The sequence below is a fragment of the Streptosporangiales bacterium genome (assembly GCA_009379955.1).
GTDB lineage: Bacteria > Actinomycetota > Actinomycetes > Streptosporangiales > WHST01 > WHST01.
This window is the reverse complement of sequence record WHST01000134.1, coordinates 1-17,003: the sequence shown is the minus strand read 5'-3', so window position 1 is coordinate 17,003 and position 17,003 is coordinate 1. Positions and strand designations below refer to the sequence as shown.

Sequence of the window (17,003 nt, the reverse complement as noted above, 5' to 3'; positions counted from 1 at the left end):
TTCATCTCCAGCACAGCACGACAATCACGAGCATTCCAGCTTCTACATCAGAACCTCACAATCATCTTCAGGACACACGGTGTCTCTTACAGAGGCAGTGCAGGTTCGGCACCGAGGTCGGTCCGCCCTTGGCCCAGGGGATGGTGTGGTCGGTTTCGGTGCGGCGGGCTTTGCGGGTGCAGCCGGGGAACCGGCAGGTCACGTCCCTGGCCTTGACGTAGCGGGCGAGCCGGGCGCTAGGCGTGTATCGGGGTTCGGCGGCCGGCGGCGCCTCCACCGGCGCGGCGAACAGTCCGGCGAGATCCCCGGCCCGGAACGTCGTGTCCCCGACGGCGGCGAGGACTCCGGTGTCCTTGTCGTAGGCGAGGCGCCGCCACGAGACCCGCTCACCGGTGGCGAGGGCACGTGCGGTGGACGCCGACACCGACCCATAACCCCGCAGCTCCCCGGGAGTGTCACCGCCCTGGAGGGTGTCGACCGGGACGGTCACCTCGACCACGGTGGTGACGTTGCTGCGGACGTGGTCGTCGAGGACGAGGTCGGTGAATGCGTCGAACCGTCGCTGCTCCAGCGTCCGGTCATCGCCGGGGATCTGTTTCCGCGCGAGGTCGTCGACCAGGTTGAAGACGGTGGTGGTCTGTTCCGCGGGTCCACGTAGGACGAGGACCCCGGTTTCGCCGGGGTCGGGGCGGTGCCACAGGGTCCGGTCCTCGAAGGCGCGGTCCTTGTGTTCTTCCGCGCCGGTGGGGTCGAACTTGGCGACGGCGTGGTTGATGCGGCCGCGGAACTGTCCGACCGGTAGGTCGGGGCACCGCAGCGCGTACTCCTCCACCAGCGCCGTGGTGGAGGGGTCGAGGTGTTCGACGGCGTCGGCGAGGATCCGGACGTGCATCGCGGTGAGTTCCCCGGCGGCGAACAGCTTCTGAGTCGTGGGGAGCCGGTCACAGGTGATCCGGGAGACCGTAAGCCGGTCCGCGGCGGTGCCGGTCGCGATCCGCAGCACCGCCGCGACCTCTTCGCGGGTGAAGTCGTCCTTGCTGACTTCGCGGAGCTGGTCCAGGCGGGCGAGCGCGGCGAACTGCCGGGCCTGCGCGGCGGCGAGACACCGCTCATAGGCAGCGAGCACGGCGAGGGCGATCTCCGCTGGCGCGGTAGCGAGGTCGACGGTGTCGAGGGCGGCGTGGGTGGTGCCGGAGGCGGGGAGTGCCTCGACCTGGTCCAGCTCCTCGATGTCGAACATGTGTTCGAGTCTACCACAATCAGAAGGCATCCGATAGGCCGGATTCCCTTACGCAGCAACGGTTTCCGTGAATCAACGGTCACCGCAGACGGACCGGGAAGTGAGGCAGCCACAGAGCTGCCTCACCCCGTAGACGCGCGCTTTTCGGGTCGGGCGGTGGGTGTCAAGACTCCGCCAGACCACCGCACCACGAAGCAACGGCCGTGCGGATTCTTGACACCCACCGCCCGACCCCAACACTCAAAGAAGGGGTGAGGCAGCGGCCCACGAGAGGCAGCGCCTCAGAGACCAGCGCTACCCTCAACAAGTGGACTGGAGCGTGCTCGGATGCTGGCGCTCGCACGTGACGTACGCGCCGGACGAGCCACACCTGCACGCACGCCTGCGAGCACACACCGCCACGGGCGACGCCTGGCGCTGCCTGCGATGCGGCACCTACGTCCCCGGCCCGGCACAGCGGAACGGGCCTGCGGCGACCGCCCCGGCCGTCCGTCGCGGCCGCGAGCTGCGCGACGCGATCCTCCTGCGCGTTCTCGCCGTCGAACGCGCGTTGCGCGGCCTGGTCATGCTCGGTGCCGCGTACGCGGTCTGGACGTTCCGCGGTGAGCGGCCGGAGCTCCGCCGGGCGTTCGAGGAGAACCTCCCGCTACTGCGGCCGCTCGCCGACGAGCTCGGCTGGCAGCTCACCGACTCCGCCCTGGTCCTGGAGGCACGCCATCTCCTCGACATCAGCCAGACCACGCTGCTGGTCGTCGCGATCGTGCTCGTCGGATACGCAGCGACCGTCGTGACCGAGGGCGTCGGCCTGTGGCTGCTCAGGCGCTGGGGCGAGTACTTCGCCGTCGTCGCCACCGCGGCGTTCGTCCCGTTCGAGGTCTACGAGCTCGTCCGGCAGCAGACCGCGTTGCGTATCGTCGCGCTGGTGCTCAACGTCGCGGTCGTGCTCTACATCGTCTGGTCGAAACGTCTCTTCGGCTTCCGCGGCGGCGGTCCCGCGTACGAGCGGGAGCGACGGTCCGAGGCGATCCTCACCACCTGACGGCGGGACGAGCGGTCAGCCCGCGGTACGCACGCCGAGGTACGAGCGCCGCACCGAGTCGTCGTGCAACAGCTCCGCACCCGATCCCGAGTGCACGATCCTGCCGGTCTCGAGGACGTACGCGCGGTGCGCCATCGAGAGCGCGTGCGCGGCGTTCTGCTCGACGAGCAGCACGGTGACGTCGCGGGCGTTGATGTCGGCGACGATGGAGAAGATCTGCTCGACCATCATCGGCGCGAGGCCCATCGAGGGCTCGTCGAGCAGCAGCATCCGCGGCTTCGACATCAGCGCCCTGCCGATGGCGAGCATCTGCTGCTCCCCTCCCGACAGCGTGCCGCCGAGCTGGCCGCGGCGTTCGGCGAGGCGCGGGAACAGCTCGAAGATCCGTTCGACGTCGGCGGCCATCGTGCCGTCCCTGCGGCCTCGCAGGAAGCCGCCAAGGCGGAGGTTCTCCAGCACCGTCATCGCGGGGAAGATCCGGCGGCGCTCCGGCACGTGCGACAGTCCCATGCCGACGATCCGGTGCCCCGGAGTGCGGGTGATGTCCCTGCCGTCGAAGCTGATCGACCCGCGCCGGACGCGCGCGAGTCCGGAGACGGCGCGCAGCGTGCTCGTCTTGCCCGCGCCGTTCGCCCCGATGAGGGCGACGATCTCGCCGGGCTCGACGGTCAGGCTGACGCCCCGCAGCGCGCGCACCTTGCCGTGCGCGACCTGGAGGTCGGTCAGCTCGAGCCGGGCACTCATGACTGCGCCTCCTTCGCGGCCTGACCGGAGCCGAGGTACGCCTCGATGACCGCGGGGTCGCGCTGGATCTCGGCCGGGGTGCCACGGGCGATCACCACACCGAAGTCGAGGACGGTGATCTCGTCGCACACGTCCATCACCATCCCCATGTCGTGCTCGATCACGACGATCGTGTGGCCCCGCTCGCGGATGTCGCGGATGAGCTCGGCGAGGCGTTCCTTCTCCACCGGGTTGGAGCCCGCGGCGGGCTCGTCGAGCAGCAGCAGTCTGGGCCCCGTGGCCAGTGCGCGGACGATCTCCAGCCGGCGCTGCTCGCCGTACGAGAGGTTCGCGGCCAGCTCGTCGGCGCGGTCGGCCAGGCCCACCATCTCCAGCAGCTCGTCGGCCAACGCGCGGCCCTGCCTCTCCTCCCTGCGGTGCCGCGGCAGCCGCAGGACGGCGTTGAGGAACCCGGTGCGGTGATGCGCGTCGGCACCGACGAGGACGTTCTCCCGCGCGGTCATCCGGTCGAAGACACGCAGGTTCTGGAACGTCCTCGCGATGCCGAGCCTGGTGATGCGGTGCCTGCTCGTGCCGGGCAGCGAGCGGCCGGCGAAGACGATCTCGCCGCCGGTGGGGCGGTGGTAGCCGCTCACCAGGTTGAACAGCGTCGTCTTCCCCGCACCGTTGGGGCCGATCAGGCCGACGATCCTGCCGGTGTCGATCGACAGCGAGACGTCCTTCAGGGCCGTCACGCCGCCGAAGGACATGGTGGCGTTGCGCACGTCGAGCAGCGGCTGCGCCTCCTGACCCACGCTCATGTCGGCTCCGGTTCGTCGTCGGGGTCACTCCGGCGGCGACCGCTGCGGACGAAGAGACCCTGCGGCCGCCAGATCAGCAGCACGATGACGGCCGCGGAGAAGAGCAGGACGCGGTAGTCGGAGACGACCCTGAACCGCTCCGGCAGGTACCCGACGAGCACCGCACCCACGACGACACCCGCCGCGCTCCCCGCACCGCCGAGGATGACGGCGACGAGGATCAGCACGGAGAGCAGGAGCGGGAAGTTGTCGGGCGAGACGAACCCGACCTTCGCCGCGTACGTCGAGCCCGCGACGGCACCGATCGCCGACGACAGCGCGAGCGCGAGGAGCTTGAACCGCAGCGTCGGCACGCCCATGAACTCCGCGGCGTCCTCGTCCTCGCGCGTGGCGTTCCAGGCCCGGCCGACGCGGCTGCGGTTGAGCAGGTGCACGCCGAGGAGCACGATCAGGATGATCGTGATCAGCAGCCACCCGTACGGCCGCGGATCGACGTACCCGAACGACAGCGGCCCGACGGCGCCCGGGTGCGGGATCCCGCTGATGCCACTCGGTCCGCCGAGCTCCTTGGTGTTCTTGGCGATCTCCTGGACGATCTTGCCGAAGCCCAGCGTGACGACGGCGAGGTAGTCGCCACGCAGCCGGATCGCGGGCAGACCGAGCAGCAGCCCCGCGAGCGCGCCGGCCACGGCGGCGAGCGGCGTGATGGCGTAGTACGACCAGCCGAACTCGGTGCCGAGCACGGCCATCAGGTAGCCGCCGACCGCGAAGAACCCGGCGTAGCCGACGTTGATGAGGCCGGTCATCCCGACGAGGACGTTGAGGCCGAGCGCCATCAGGACGTAGATGCCGACGGGGTAGAACAGCACGCTCGCGAAGTCCGAGCCCGCCGTGTCGAGCACCGGGATGACCATCATCGGCAGCAGGTAGAGGAAGCCGATCCCGAGCACCACCGCCGGCACCTTGACCGGCAGGGGCAGCGACGACCAGAGCGAGCCACGGCGCAGCAGCCGCGTGACGGGCGACAGCATCGAGCTCATGCCGCTCACACCCGCACCGTCTGGAGGCGGGTGCCGAGCACGCCCGTCGGGCGCACCAGCAGGATGATCACGAGCATCGCGACGACGACGGTGTCCTTCCACTCGGCGCCGAACGCGATCGCCCCGTAGTTCTCGAACACGCCGACGAGGTAGCCGCCGACGATCGCGCCGCGTACGTTGCCCATCCCGCCGAGCAGCGCGGCCGTGAACCCCTTGATCCCGATCATGAAGCCGATGAAGTAGTACGTGTTCTCGTAGAGCATCATGAAGAGGGTCGCGCCCACTCCGGCCGTCATCCCCGCGATCACGAACGTCAACAGGATGACGCGACCGGTGTTGACGCCCATCAGCGTCGCCGTGTCGCGGTCCTGCGCCGTCGCCCTGATGGCCGCGCCGAGCTGCGTCGAGTTGACGAAGCGGTCGGCGCCGAGCGCGACGAGCAGCGCCACCACGACGACGAGCAGTTGCGCCACCGACACCGAGACCCCGAACAGCTCGAACCATGCGGTGTGGCCGATGACCCGCGGGATCGCCTCGAGGTCGCGACCCCGCCACAGGCCGAAGACCTCCTGCAGGAACAGCGACGCCGCGATCGCGATGATCATCGTCGGTCCCGGCCCGCCGCCGCGTTGCCTGATGGGGCGGAAGACCGCGAGCTCGAGCCCGACCGACGTCACTGCCGCGAACACCACCGCGATCACCAGCACGAGCAGCAGGACGAGCGCACCCATGAGCCCCCGCTGGACGGCGTCGTCGCCCGGCAGGATCCACTGCACCGCGAAGAGCGTGCCGAACGTGCCCACCATGAACGTCTCGGCGTGGGCGAAGTTGATCACGTTGATCACGCGGTAGATCAACGTGTAACCCAGCGCCATCAGGGCGTAGATGGAACCGAACACGAGCCCCGCGACGGTCGCGGGCCAGATCTGCCCCATGAGTGTCTCCCGGTCTCCGGTTTACCGGTCGGTCAGCTCGCCACGGGGACCTGGGCGATGACCTTGAACTTGCCGTCCTCGACCCGGTAGATGGTCACCTCGTCACGGTCGACGTCGCCGCCGTCGGAGAAGCGGATGCGGCCGCTGAGGCCGTCGAAGTCCGCCTTGTCGAGCCAGGTGTTGATCGACGACCGTGTCCTGTTGCCTTCCTTGATCGCCGTCAGGTACGCGGTCGCCGCGTCGTACGCCTCGGGCGAGTAGACGTCAGGCACCGTGTCGTACTCCTTCTCCCACGCCGCCGCGAACTTCTCGTAGCCGGGGAACTTCCCGATCGGTGCGGACGCGGCCGAGACGTACGCGCCCTCCGCGGACGACGCGCCGGCGTCCTTGATGAAGTCGGGCGAGTACGCGCCCGCGGGACTCACGAACGTCGCCTTGGAGTTGGCGCTGCGCAGCTGCTTCACGATGCGCCCGGCCTCCGGGTAGAGGCAGCCGCAGAAGACGGCGTCGGGCTTCTTGGCGTTCACGGCGATGACCGTGGACGAGTAGTCCTGGTTGGCGGCGTCGACCGAGTCATTGAGGACGACCTTGACGCCCTTCTTCTTGATCTTGCCGATGAAGAGGTCGGCGCTGCCCTTGCCGTACGCCTGGCCGTTGTCGACGACGGCGACCGTCTTGATCTCCTGGTCGTCGACGAGGTAGTCGACGAGTCCGGTGGTCTCGACGTCGTCGTTGCCGACGGTGCGGTGGAAGACCTTCCATCCCTGCTTGGACAGGTCCGCGTTCGTCGCCGACGACGTGATCGACGGCACGCCTGCCTCGTCGAGGATCGGCAGCGCCGCCTTCACCTCGCCGGAGAATCCCGGACCGACGACCCCGACGATGTCCTCGTTGCCGACCGCCTTCTGCGTCAGGGCGGGCGCCTGACCCGGGTCGCCCTGGGTGTCGAAGCGTTCGATGCCCGCGATCTTGCAGTCGGGGTTCTTCTTCTCGAAGTCCTTGCGGGCGAGCTTCACCCCGTCGAACGCGGTGGTGCCGAACGTCTGACTCGCTCCGGTCAGCGGTCCGATGTACGCCAGCTTGACGTCGCCGCAGGCGAGGTCCTTCGAGTCCTCCTCCTGCGTGCCACCGGTGTTCAGCGAGCACGCGCTCATGGCGAGTGCCAGCGCGGCGAACCCGACGACTGCGCGCTTCCTGGTCATGGCGACCCCTCCTCAGGGATTGGCCCCCGCTGTTGCGCTTCCACGTCCTGTGCATCCACATCTTTGGCGGCGCGTACGACCGCGCGCACGATCCCTACGTATCCGGTGCAGCGACAGAGGTTTCCGGCCAGCTCGCCGCGAACGACCTCGCCGGAGAGCTCGCCGTCGGCCGCCAGCTCTCGGCGGCGGTCGACGATGTCGCAGCCGGTGACGAGCATCCCCGAGGTGCAGAACCCGCACTGCAGCCCGTGCTCGGCGCTGAACGCCGTGCGCAACGCGTCGACGGTCCGCCCCGCCAGCCCTTCGACGGTGCGCACGTCGCCGCCGTCGCACGCGGCGGCGAGCGTCAGGCACGACCGCGCCGGCCGGCCGTCGATGACGACGGTGCAGGCACCGCAGACGCCGTGCTCGCAGCCGAGCCTGGTGCCGGTGAGCCCGAGCGAGTCGCGCAGCGCGTCCGCGAGCGACGTACGGGCGGGCAGCGTCCAGGTCCGTGGCACGCCGTTCACCGTGACCGATGAGGTGACAGAGCCGTTCACTGTTTCGCCTCCAGCCCGAGATCGGTGACCGCCCGGCCGACCGTGACGCCGTGCAGGTGCACGCCGTACCGCTCCTCGGGGTCGGCCGGCTCGCCGAGCTGGTCGATGACGAGCGCGGTGACGTCCGGTGCGGCGACCTCGTCGACCCGGCGGCCGACCAGCGCCTCCTCGACGGCGGTGAGGCGGACCGGCACATCACGCGCCGCACCCAGCCACGCGTCGGCTCGCAGCACCGCGCCGTCGCCGTCCAGCTCGGCGACGACGACCGCGAGCGACTCCGCGAACTCCCCGGGCTTGCGCGCTGCCTTGTGCATGCCCCATCGGCACGTGTCGCGCAGGGTCGGCACGTCGACTGCGACGAGCAGCTCGTCGTCGTCGAGCGCGTTGGTGAAGTAACCCTGGACGAACTCACGGCACGGCACGCTGCGCTCGCCACGAGGCGAGCGCGCGACGACGGTCGCGTCGAGGGCGGCCATCACGACGGGCCATTCCGCCGACGCGTCCGAGTGGGCGAGGCTGCCGCCCAGCGTCCCGCGGTTGCGGATGGCGCGGTAGCCGATGCCGGCCGCGGCCGTCCGCAACAGTCCTCCGGTGCGGTCGGTCACCACGCCGTCCTCGACGTCGCTGTGCACGACACGCGCGCCGTACCTGGTCGCGCCCGCCGCGGTCTCGGCGACCTCGCGCAGCTCGCCGAGCCTGCCGACGTCGACGACGACGGACGGGACCGCGAGCCGCATGTTGAGCAGCGGCATCAGGCTCTGGCCGCCGGCGAGTACCTTCGCCTCGTCGCCGTGCTCGGCAAGCAGCGCCACCGTCTCGTCGACGGTGCCGGGACGGCGGAACTCGAACGGTGGCGGCTTCACGACGCACCACCCGGCCACGGCGCGGAGTCGGTGAGCCCGTCGGTACGCGCGTCGCGCGCCGGTCGCTCCCGGCACGCCCGCCAGAGCCTGGCCGGCGTGATCGGCGTGCGGTTGACGGCGATGCCCTCGGCGCGCAGCGCGTCGGTGACGGCGTTGGCGATCGCGGCCGCGGGGGCGATGGCGCCGCCCTCCCCCATGCCCTTCATGCCGAGCGTGGTGAACGGCGACGGCGTCTCGAGGTGGTCGATCCTGATGTCCGGCACCTCCGTGGCACCGGGCAGCAGGTAGTCCATGAACGTCGTGACCTTGGGCTGACCGAGCTCGTCGTAGGTGAACTCCTCGAGCAGCGCGGTGCCGATCCCCTGCGTGACGCCGCCGAGGACCTGGCCGTCGACGATCAACGGGTTGACCACGGTGCCGCAGTCCTCGACGACCACGTAGTCGAGCAGCCGCACCCCGCCGTCGTCGAGGTCGACCTCCACGACCGCGGCGTGCGTCGCGTACGAGTACGTTCCAGTGTCAACGGACGGCTGGTACGCGAACGTCACGTCGAGCACGGGTGGCATGTCGCCGGGCAGCAGGTCGGTGCGCAGGTATGCGGCGTTGGCGACCTCGGCGAGCGTCAGCGTCGACTCGGGTCCCTCGGCCTTGCCGTCGCGCAGCTCGACGTCCTTCGCGTCGCATCCCATCAGCGCGCCGGCGACCGCCCGGACCTTGTCGGCCAGCTCGCCGCACGCGCCGTGCGCCGCCCCGCCGGCCATGACCATGCTGCGCGACGCGAAGGTGCCCATGCCGTACGGCGCGGTGTCGGTGTCACCGTGCCGGACGCTGACCTCGGCGGGATCGATGCCGGTGAGGTCGTGGGCGATCTGGGCGAGGCTCGTCTCGAGGCCCTGACCGTGCGACTGGATGCCCGTGCTGAGCGTCAGGCTGCCCGAGGGGTCCATCGACGCGCGCACCTGCTCGAAGCCGAAGACCACCGGCAGGCCGCGCTGCGCCCATTCCTTGGTGCCGTGTGCGGTCTGCTCGGTGAACGTGGCGTAGCCGACGCCGGTGCGCCGCCGCCCGTTCGCGTACTCGTCCGAACGCTGCCGGGTGCGGACGCCGTCGTGGTCGGCGAGCGTGACGGCGCGGCGCACCGACTCGGGATAGTCGCCGCTGTCGTAGACGCGTCCGGTGACGGACGTGTACGGGAACTCGCCGGGCACGACGAGGTTGCGCAGCCTCATCGCGTGCGGCTCGATGCCGAGCTCGAGCGCAAGCTCGTCGATGGTGCGCTCGATCGCGAAGCAGGCGCCCGGTCGTGCGACGCCGCGGTACGGACCGAGCGGCGGCTTGTTCGTCGCGACGGTCGTCGACGTGAACCGGTAGTTGCGCAGCCGGTAGGGCCCGGGGATCATGCCCGCGGACATGCCCGCCTCCATGGCGGCCGTCCACGGCCAGACCGAGTAGGCGCCCACGTCGACGAGCACGTCGGCCTCGACCGCGAGCAGCTCACCGTCCGCGGCCGCGTGCGCGGTGATCCGGTACCTGTGGTCACGCGCGTGGATGGCGCCGACGAAGTGCTCCCAGCGGTCCTCGACCCAGCGCACCGGATGCGGCACGCTCAGCGCGATCGCGCACACGACCGCGACCTCGGGATCGAGGTTGCACTTGATGCCGAAGCCGCCGCCGACGTCGGGAGCGACGACCCGCAGGCGCCGTTCCGCGATGCCGAGCACCTCGGCGAGCGCCGTTCGGAGCAGGTGCGGCACCTGTGTCGAGCAGTGCACGACGAGCTGGTCGAGCCGGTGGTCGTAGTACGCGAGCGCGCCGCGCGTCTCCATCGGGATGCCGCTGTGCCGGCCCATCTGGTAGTAGCGCGTGACGCTGACGGCCGCACGCTCCTTCGCCTCGTCGACGTCGCCGAGGTCGGCGGTCAGCTCGAGGAACCGGTTGTCCGGCCAGTGGTCGTGGACAAGGGCCGCCTCGGGCGCGAGGGCGAGGACCGGGTCGACGAGCGCGGGCAGATCCTCGATCGCGACGTCGACCTGCTCGGCGAGATCCTCGGCGAGCGCGCGATCGTCGGCGACGACCGCCGCTACCGGCTCGCCGACGAAGCGCACCTTCCCCTTGGCCAGCAACGGATACTCCGACGGGCGCCACGCCGGGTGGCGCGCGTCGGCCACGATCGGGCCCGCGAGACCGGTGAGCTCGTCGGCCGTCCAGAACTCACCGGGTCCGATGCCGTCGGGCGGCGACACGCTCGCGAGCCTGCCGTGCGCGACGGGACTCCTGACGAACGTGACGTCGCGGGTGCCGGGCATCGCGATGTCGGCGAGGAACGTACCGCGGCCGTGCAGGTGCCGGCGGTCCTCGTTGCGCTGCACGCGTGCACCGACCCCGCGCGGGGTCGGTACTGCGGACAGTCGGTCAACGCTCATACGTGCGTACCTCGAAGGTGACGCATCCGTCCGGCGCCACCCAGGGACCGTGCGCCATGCCCGGTGGCCGGCACGCGTACTGCCCCGCGGAGAAGGTCTGGTCGAGCTCGAGGTCGTGGATCGCCCCGCTGTAGATCAGGACCTCCTCCCAGAAGTCGTGCCGCTGCACGCCCATCGGGCTGGAGTCGCAGCCGGGGTCGAAGCGGAGCAGCCGGGTCACCGAGCCGGTGTCGTCGTCCTTCGCGAGGACGTACTCGGCCAGGCCTGGCACTCCGTCGATCGGTTCCCACTTCGCGTCGTCGGCGGTGAAGGGGTCCCAGAACTCCATCTCGGGCTTGGGCATGAGCTGTCCTCCAGGTTGTGACTGTGGCCTCGGCTACGACCCGATGTCCGGCAGCTCCTCCACGGTGTACTCGCACGTGAGCTGCCGGCCGAGCACCGGGTCGTCGAGAGTCGCCCGGAACCCCGGACCGTACCTGAACTCCCCGCCGACGAGCGGGAGCGTGCCGGAGAAGACGGCGACGTCCTTCAGCGATCCGACGTGGTCACCGACCACGGCCAGGATCCGTTCCGGTGTGAGCAGGCTGCCGAGTACGCCCTCCTGGTACACGGCCCAGCCGTCGCCGGTACGCACCTCGGCGCGCAGCCGCAGGTCGTCCCAGTGGTCCTCGAGCTCCGCGAACTCCCACAGCGTCGGGCAGGCGGGCTTGTCGCAGGTCTGCTTGGACTTGACGACGGAGTGCTCCTCGAGCTCGCGGTCGGTGTGGTCGGAGCAGAGTCCGATCAGCAGCTCACCGTGGTCGTCGAGGATCAGGAACTCGGCTTCGCCCGCGGTCCGCTCCCCGTGCACGGTGAGGTGTCCTGCCGGTACGAGCCGCGTCGCCGGCACCGCATAGACCGCCGGCACGGTGCCGGGCGCGGCGACGCCGTGGTCGGCGAGCTCGGCGATATGCGCACGGACCGCCTCCTGGTCGCGGCCGGTGTACCCGGCGAGCAGGACGTACCTGAGGTCCGGCTCGACCTCACGCTCTCCGGACCGCGATTGCACGGTGAACCGCATCGGTCTCCCTCCTCACAGCACCCGGTCGCGCAGGGCGGGGAAGTCTGCTCGCGCCGACCGGATCTCGTCGGCGTCGACCTCGACTCGCAGGACGCCCGGCCGGTCGTCCAGTTCGCCCAGCGGCGTGCCCCAGGCGTTGAACGCGAGCGACGTGCCCGCGTAGATGCCGTTGCCCTGCCGGCCGGACGCGTTGCAGCCGACCACGGCGGCCTGGTTCTCGATCGCCCTGGCCCTGGCGAGGCAGCGCCACGCGTCCACCCGCGGGAACGGCCAGCCCGCCACGACGACGAACAGCTCCGCGCCCTGGCCGACCGCGTCGCGGTACAGCTCGGGGAAGCGTACGTCGTAGCACGTCGACAGCCCGAGGCGTACGCCGTCGAGGTCACACGTCACGACCTCAGTGCCACGGGTGAGCACCTCCGGCTCGCGCGATCCGTAGCCGAAGAGATGCACCTTGCGGTAGCTCGCGACGAGCGCGCCGTCGCCGCCGAAGAGAACCGTCGTGTTGTGCAGGCCCTCCGCCGACTGCTCGACGATGCTGCCGGCGCACAGCGGAACCCCGGTCTCGGCAGCGGTCTTCGACAGCATGGAGACCGTCGGACCGTCGAGCCGTTCGGCCACCGACGCGTAGGCGTCGAACGCGAAGAAGCCGGGCAGCCACATCTCCGGCAGCACGATCAGGTCGGCACCGCGCCACGCCTCCGCACGCACCGCTTCGAGCGCCGCCTCGAGCCGGTCGGCCGGCGGCCCGTCGTCGACCAGCAGCTGGATGGCCGCGATGCGCATGGTCGGTCTCCTCGACGTCGACGCTAACGGTTGAGCTCGGGCTGGATGTGCTCGGCGATGAAGTCGAGCTGCTCGAGGTCGTCGGTGAGCGGACCGAGGACGACGTAGTCCATGCCGTGCTCGGCGAGCTCCTTCAGGCGCCCCAGCTGGTGGTCGACCTCACCAAGCAGGTAGCACTCCTGCAGGTGCTCGTAGCTGCGGTGGGTGCCGAACGCACGCACCGCGTGCTCGTGCTGCTCCTCCAGCGCCGCGGCACGGGTCTTCCCCGGACTCATCTGGATGAAGTTGCAGTGGGCGAACCGCACGGCGTCGCGCGGCTTGCCGGTCGACTCGACGTGGTCCTGCACGGTCTGCCAGTCGCTCAGCAGCCGCTCCTGCGTGCCCGAGCAACGGGACAGCCACGCGTCGGCCTTCGCGATGCGGTTGAGCACGGACTTCGGCATGAAGTCGCGGTCGTGGAAGTTCGGATCCGGCACTCGGCTGCCGCCGGACACCCACAGCTCCGGGTAGCTGGTGAGCCGCGGCTCGATGGTGACGTCGTGGAACGAGTAGAACTCGCCCTCGAAGCTCGCCGACTCCTTGGTGAGCAGCTCGTACACCGCCGCGATGATCTCGTCCGTCCGCCGTCCGCGCTCGGAGATGTGCGTGCCGACCGACTCGAACTCCTTCGGGTCCCACCCCGGGCCGACGCCGAAGATGTAGCGCTCGTTGGAGAGCTGCCCGAGCGTCGCGATCTCCTTCGCCAGCAGCACGGGATTGCGGAGCGGCGCCACCAGGATTCCGGTGCCGAGCTTCGCGCGCTCGGTGAGCGCCGCCGCGTACGTGAGCACCGACAGCGGCTCCAGCCACGCGTTGCCGTAGAGCCCGGGTGCGGTGAGCAGGTGGTCGATGTCCCAGACGTCGAACCCGAGCTCCTCACACCGGACGATGTACTCCTTGAGCCGCTTGACCCTGCGCGCCTGCTCCTCGCCGTCCGCGAGGTTCCAGGCGTACGACGGGACCCAGATGCCGATCTTCACGCTCACGCGTCCACCTCCAGATAGGCAACAGTAATTAGTATTCAGTTGCCTACACAAGACCCTGACCGTGAGTGAGGTGGGACAGGGGGCGGAAGGTCGGGCTCGGGCTCAGCGGCTCGCCGCGGGCTCCTCGAGCTTGCTCAGCGCGAACTTCAGGCTGTTCTTCAGGTGCTGCTCGAGCAGCTTCGACGCCCCCGTGGCGTCCCCCGCCTCGACGAGATCGATCAGCGTGAGGTGCTCGTGCTGCGCACTCTTCTGCCGCTCGTGGTCGGGCATGCCGTGCATGACGTAGCGCTCACAGGTGTGCCACAGCATCTTCAGGTGGCGCAGCAGGATGCCGTCGCCCGCGGCGTCGAACAGCGCGAAGTGGAACGCCCGGTGCGCCTCGAGCATGTCCTCGGAGATGCCCTCCTCGCCGAGCCCGTGCATGCGCTCGGACCAGTACCGCATGTCGGCGATGACGGCCGCGTCGGAGGCGCGGGCGGCGCGCTTCACCGCGATGATCTCGATGTCGTTGAGCACCCGGAACGCGTCCTCGAGGTCACGACGGTTCAACCTGCGGACGATCGCACCGCGCCGCGGCACGTTGTCGAGCAGCCCCTCGGCCTCGAGCTGGCGCACCGCCTCACGCAATGGAACCCGACTGACGCCGAACTCCTCGGCGAGCGCGTACAACGGCACCCGCTCGCCCGCGACGAGCTTGCCCAACACGATCCTGCGACGGATCTGCTCGGTGACGTAGTCGACGATCGTCTCGGGTGGCGCGGCGCCTCGCCCACGCGCAGGCGCAGCAGGCACGGCCGCCCCCTTCCGTCACACCGTCGAGCCGGAAACAGATCCCATCCGGGACATAGTTTACTGTAGTCTGCTCCGCCCGTCCGCGTCGGTGGATCAGCAAGGTCGGCGACGCACACGTACTCTTGTCCGGGTGACGCGCGACAACGATCTTGCGGTTCTCCGCAGTGCCGTGGACCAGCTGTCTGGTCTTCTCGATGATGTTCGCTCAGCAGCCATGAGCGACCACACGCCGTGCGAGGCGTGGACCGTCCAGGACCTGGTCGACCACATCGTCGCCGCGCCGGTGAACTTCGCCGCGATGATGCGCGGCGAGTCGATCGACTGGTCGGCGCCGACTCCCTCGGCCGGCCACGAACCCGCCGGCGCATTCCGCTCTCACGCAGAAGACCTGCTGAGTGCGTGGCACGAGCACGATGACTCGGCGGGGGCGTCGGTCTCGACTGGCAGTGCGCAGAGCTCTCGGTGCACACGTGGGACCTCGCCGCTGCGTTGCACCGTTCCACCGGCGCCCTGGACCCGACGCCCGCGGAACACGGCCTGGCCTTCATGCAGGCAAACCTCACCGACGACAACCGCGGCCCGGCGTTCGGATCGGAGCAGCCCGCGCCGCAGGGGGCAGACGCGTACCAACGCCTGGCGGCGTTCGCCGGTCGTTCGGTGTGACGCCCACTCCCCTCCCGTACGCAGACATGTCGGTACCGGCTCAGTCGATGTGCAGCGATCCGATCTCGCCGCCCGACGGGATGTGGACGGTCTCGTTGGGCTTGAAGTCGAACAGGAAGTTGCCCTGCGGCAGGTCCACCACGACGTAGCCCGAGTACTTCCCCGCCTCCACCGACTGCGACTGCGGCAGGCCGGAGCCGAACCCGGCGTTTCCGGCGCCCTCGTAGCAGAGCTTGTTGCTGCCGTCCATGGCCCAACTGATCACGACGGCATCCCACGCGCCGACACAACTGACCTGCTCGGTCGCCATGGCAGGCGGAGCGAGCGCGACCGTACCGGCAAGCACAGCCGCAGACGCACCGACCGCAGAGAACAAGGTGGCGATCTTCATCGTTTCTCCCGTTCGTCGTCCGGTGATCATGAACGTCCCCAGCCCACGGTCGGCGGATTGCGCAGCGATTGCGCGCCACTTGCAGCGGGCTACGATGCCCGGATGCGTGCCTTCGTCATCGGCGGTTCGGGGTTGGTCGGTCGCGCGATCTGTCGGCGACTGGTGTCGACCGGGTGGGAGGTCGACGTCGTCGGACGCGATGCAGCCCGTCTGCCGGCTGATCTCGCCGCGTCCGGGGCGGAATTCGTCGCCGCGGACCGCGACGACGCCACCGCGCTGGCGGCAGCATTCGGGGGCGGAGCCGACCTGCTGGTCGACTGCGTGTGCTTCACCCGCGCGCAGGCAGAGACGTTGGTTCCGTTGGCCCGCAATGCGACGTCAACAGTGATGCTCTCCAGCAAGGCCGTCTACGTCGATGCCGCTGGTCGGCATGCCAACTCCGATAACCCGCCGCACTACGACGGACCGATTCCGGAGACGCAACCCACGCAGGCCCCGGGGGACATGGACTTCCGCAGCCGGGAAGGCTACGGCCCCAACAAGGTCGCCGCCGAGCAGATACTGCTCGACAGCGGCCTGCCGGTGACCGTGCTGCGTGCATCCAAGGTTCACGGCGAGGGCGCTCGCCCTCCCCGTGAGTGGGTGTTCGTCAAGCGCGTACTCGACCGCCGCCGGTCGGTGCTGCTCGCGCACCGCGGTCGGGGCGTCGATCACCCCAGCGCCGCGGTCAACATCGCCACGCTCGTCGAGACGGTCGCGCACAAGGGCGGACGGCGCATCCTGAACTGCGCCGATCCGGATGCACCCAACGGAGCGGACATCGCCAGGATCATCGCGCGACACCTCGCGCATGAGTGGGAGCAGGTCCTGCTCGACGACGATGCGGACCCCTCCCTTGGTTGGCACCCGTGGGATTCACCCTCCCCGGTCATCCTCGATACCAGTGCCGCCACCGAACTCGGCTACCGGCCCGTCGGGGACTACCAGGCGACCGTCGTGGACACGATCGACTGGCTGACCCGCACCGCCACCATGGCGCCGGACGGCGCACGACTGCCCGCCGGACTCGCCGACGACTTCCCCGACGCCTTCGACTACGCCCACGAGGACCGGTCTCTCCGCACGCGTTGATGGCCTCTTGCGGAGTTGTCAGTGGCTGGCGTGGCCGCGGCGACGCCTGGCACTGACACCTCACCAGGACGGTGGGTCGTGCACCCGGTTGCGGCGCGGTTTCTGCTCGGGGTCGATCCAGGGTGGCGGGATCGAGTGCGGGACGCCGTTGTGCATCACCATGCGCCAGTGTTCTCGGTGGATCAAACGGTGGTGAGTCGGCGGCGGGAGTTGCACCCGCCGCCGCTCGTAGAACCGTGCGTGACACTCTCGCGTCACACGGCTCCCGTCGTCGAGCCGCTGGGGAGTGCACCGTGTTGCCAGTGGGTGAATAGTCCCGGCTGGTTGGTG

The 17,003-nt window shown here is 69.9% G+C and carries 18 protein-coding genes and 1 pseudogene; 4 read left to right on the top strand and 15 right to left on the bottom strand.

What is annotated here, in order from left to right; genetic code table 11:
• Positions 1–67: 67 nt before the first annotated feature.
• Positions 68–1,270, bottom strand: coding sequence for a DUF222 domain-containing protein (locus tag GEV10_27650; protein MQA82198.1), 1,203 nt, complete (start codon positions 1,268–1,270; stop codon positions 68–70).
• A 277-nt stretch (positions 1,271–1,547) separates the two neighbouring features.
• Here GEV10_27650 and GEV10_27645 point away from each other — a divergent pair, with 277 nt between their 5' ends.
• Positions 1,548–2,279 (top strand): DUF2127 domain-containing protein, encoded by a 732-nt coding sequence (locus GEV10_27645; GenBank protein MQA82197.1) that lies wholly within the window; start codon positions 1,548–1,550, stop codon positions 2,277–2,279.
• Between the two features lie 15 nt (positions 2,280–2,294).
• On the opposite strand, the gene GEV10_27640 is transcribed toward GEV10_27645, so the two are convergent.
• Genes GEV10_27640 through GEV10_27580 form a run of 13 tightly spaced genes read right to left on the bottom strand, consistent with a single transcriptional unit; the run spans position 2,295 to position 14,488 of the window.
• A complete protein-coding gene (locus GEV10_27640; protein MQA82196.1) occupies positions 2,295–3,023 on the bottom strand; it encodes an ATP-binding cassette domain-containing protein in 729 nt (242 codons plus the stop codon).
• A complete protein-coding gene (locus GEV10_27635; GenBank protein ID MQA82195.1) occupies positions 3,020–3,823 on the bottom strand; it encodes an ATP-binding cassette domain-containing protein in 804 nt (267 codons plus the stop codon). Before GEV10_27635 ends, GEV10_27640 begins: the two co-directional genes overlap by 4 nt.
• Positions 3,820–4,872, bottom strand: coding sequence for a branched-chain amino acid ABC transporter permease (locus GEV10_27630; protein ID MQA82194.1), 1,053 nt, complete (start codon positions 4,870–4,872; stop codon positions 3,820–3,822). Before GEV10_27630 ends, GEV10_27635 begins: the two co-directional genes overlap by 4 nt.
• Positions 4,869–5,798 (bottom strand): branched-chain amino acid ABC transporter permease, encoded by a 930-nt coding sequence (locus tag GEV10_27625; GenBank protein ID MQA82193.1) that lies wholly within the window; start codon positions 5,796–5,798, stop codon positions 4,869–4,871. Before GEV10_27625 ends, GEV10_27630 begins: the two co-directional genes overlap by 4 nt.
• 32 nt (positions 5,799–5,830) lie before the next feature.
• Positions 5,831–7,000 (bottom strand): ABC transporter substrate-binding protein, encoded by a 1,170-nt coding sequence (locus tag GEV10_27620; protein MQA82192.1) that lies wholly within the window; start codon positions 6,998–7,000, stop codon positions 5,831–5,833.
• Positions 6,997–7,539, bottom strand: a complete 543-nt coding sequence (locus tag GEV10_27615) for a 2Fe-2S iron-sulfur cluster binding domain-containing protein (GenBank protein ID MQA82191.1) — start codon at positions 7,537–7,539, stop codon at positions 6,997–6,999. The genes GEV10_27620 and GEV10_27615 overlap by 4 nt, the downstream gene beginning before the upstream one ends.
• A complete protein-coding gene (locus tag GEV10_27610; protein MQA82190.1) occupies positions 7,536–8,402 on the bottom strand; it encodes a hypothetical protein in 867 nt (288 codons plus the stop codon). The genes GEV10_27615 and GEV10_27610 overlap by 4 nt, the downstream gene beginning before the upstream one ends.
• Entirely contained in the window at positions 8,399–10,825 is a 2,427-nt protein-coding gene (locus GEV10_27605; protein ID MQA82189.1) for a molybdopterin-dependent oxidoreductase, read from the bottom strand. Before GEV10_27605 ends, GEV10_27610 begins: the two co-directional genes overlap by 4 nt.
• Positions 10,815–11,168 (bottom strand): cupin, encoded by a 354-nt coding sequence (locus GEV10_27600; protein MQA82188.1) that lies wholly within the window; start codon positions 11,166–11,168, stop codon positions 10,815–10,817. The genes GEV10_27605 and GEV10_27600 overlap by 11 nt, the downstream gene beginning before the upstream one ends.
• A 33-nt stretch (positions 11,169–11,201) precedes the next feature.
• Positions 11,202–11,885, bottom strand: coding sequence for a DUF2848 domain-containing protein (locus GEV10_27595; protein ID MQA82187.1), 684 nt, complete (start codon positions 11,883–11,885; stop codon positions 11,202–11,204).
• A gap of 12 nt (positions 11,886–11,897) precedes the next feature.
• A complete protein-coding gene (locus GEV10_27590; GenBank protein MQA82186.1) occupies positions 11,898–12,671 on the bottom strand; it encodes a carbon-nitrogen family hydrolase in 774 nt (257 codons plus the stop codon).
• Between the two features lie 23 nt (positions 12,672–12,694).
• Positions 12,695–13,747, bottom strand: coding sequence for an LLM class flavin-dependent oxidoreductase (locus tag GEV10_27585; GenBank protein MQA82185.1), 1,053 nt, complete (start codon positions 13,745–13,747; stop codon positions 12,695–12,697).
• A 51-nt stretch (positions 13,748–13,798) separates the two neighbouring features.
• Positions 13,799–14,488 (bottom strand): FCD domain-containing protein, encoded by a 690-nt coding sequence (locus tag GEV10_27580; protein ID MQA82184.1) that lies wholly within the window; start codon positions 14,486–14,488, stop codon positions 13,799–13,801.
• On the opposite strand from GEV10_27580, the pseudogene GEV10_27575 reads away from it, so the two are divergent.
• Both GEV10_27575 and GEV10_27570 read left to right on the top strand, forming a co-directional pair.
• A pseudogene (locus GEV10_27575) lies at positions 14,439–14,960 on the top strand (hypothetical protein). The gene GEV10_27580 and the pseudogene GEV10_27575 overlap by 50 nt on opposite strands.
• Positions 14,951–15,151, top strand: a complete 201-nt coding sequence (locus GEV10_27570; protein ID MQA82183.1) for a hypothetical protein — start codon at positions 14,951–14,953, stop codon at positions 15,149–15,151. Before GEV10_27575 ends, GEV10_27570 begins: the two are co-directional and overlap by 10 nt.
• A gap of 40 nt (positions 15,152–15,191) precedes the next feature.
• Here the strand turns inward: GEV10_27570 and GEV10_27565 are convergent, their stop codons facing one another.
• Positions 15,192–15,542, bottom strand: coding sequence for a hypothetical protein (locus GEV10_27565; GenBank protein ID MQA82182.1), 351 nt, complete (start codon positions 15,540–15,542; stop codon positions 15,192–15,194).
• Between the two features lie 102 nt (positions 15,543–15,644).
• Here GEV10_27565 and GEV10_27560 point away from each other — a divergent pair, with 102 nt between their 5' ends.
• Positions 15,645–16,673 (top strand): NAD-dependent epimerase/dehydratase family protein, encoded by a 1,029-nt coding sequence (locus tag GEV10_27560; protein ID MQA82181.1) that lies wholly within the window; start codon positions 15,645–15,647, stop codon positions 16,671–16,673.
• The last annotated feature ends 330 nt before the right edge of the window (positions 16,674–17,003 follow it).

Excerpts from the sequence above, each read along its gene's own strand:
- GEV10_27620 (MQA82192.1), bottom strand. The coding sequence starts at position 7,000 with ATGACCAGGAAGCGCGCAGTCGTCGGGTTCGCCGCGCTGGCACTCGCC.
- GEV10_27600 (MQA82188.1), bottom strand. The coding sequence starts at position 11,168 with ATGCCCAAGCCCGAGATGGAGTTCTGGGACCCCTTCACCGCCGACGAC.
- GEV10_27650 (MQA82198.1), bottom strand. The coding sequence starts at position 1,270 with ATGCCTTCTGATTGTGGTAGACTCGAACACATGTTCGACATCGAGGAG.
- GEV10_27560 (MQA82181.1), top strand. The coding sequence starts at position 15,645 with ATGCGTGCCTTCGTCATCGGCGGTTCGGGGTTGGTCGGTCGCGCGATC.
- GEV10_27640 (MQA82196.1), bottom strand. The coding sequence starts at position 3,023 with ATGAGTGCCCGGCTCGAGCTGACCGACCTCCAGGTCGCGCACGGCAAG.
- GEV10_27605 (MQA82189.1), bottom strand. The coding sequence starts at position 10,825 with ATGAGCGTTGACCGACTGTCCGCAGTACCGACCCCGCGCGGGGTCGGT.
- GEV10_27590 (MQA82186.1), bottom strand. The coding sequence starts at position 12,671 with ATGCGCATCGCGGCCATCCAGCTGCTGGTCGACGACGGGCCGCCGGCC.
- GEV10_27625 (MQA82193.1), bottom strand. The coding sequence starts at position 5,798 with ATGGGGCAGATCTGGCCCGCGACCGTCGCGGGGCTCGTGTTCGGTTCC.
- GEV10_27565 (MQA82182.1), bottom strand. The coding sequence starts at position 15,542 with ATGAAGATCGCCACCTTGTTCTCTGCGGTCGGTGCGTCTGCGGCTGTG.
- GEV10_27635 (MQA82195.1), bottom strand. The coding sequence starts at position 3,823 with ATGAGCGTGGGTCAGGAGGCGCAGCCGCTGCTCGACGTGCGCAACGCC.
- GEV10_27595 (MQA82187.1), bottom strand. The coding sequence starts at position 11,885 with ATGCGGTTCACCGTGCAATCGCGGTCCGGAGAGCGTGAGGTCGAGCCG.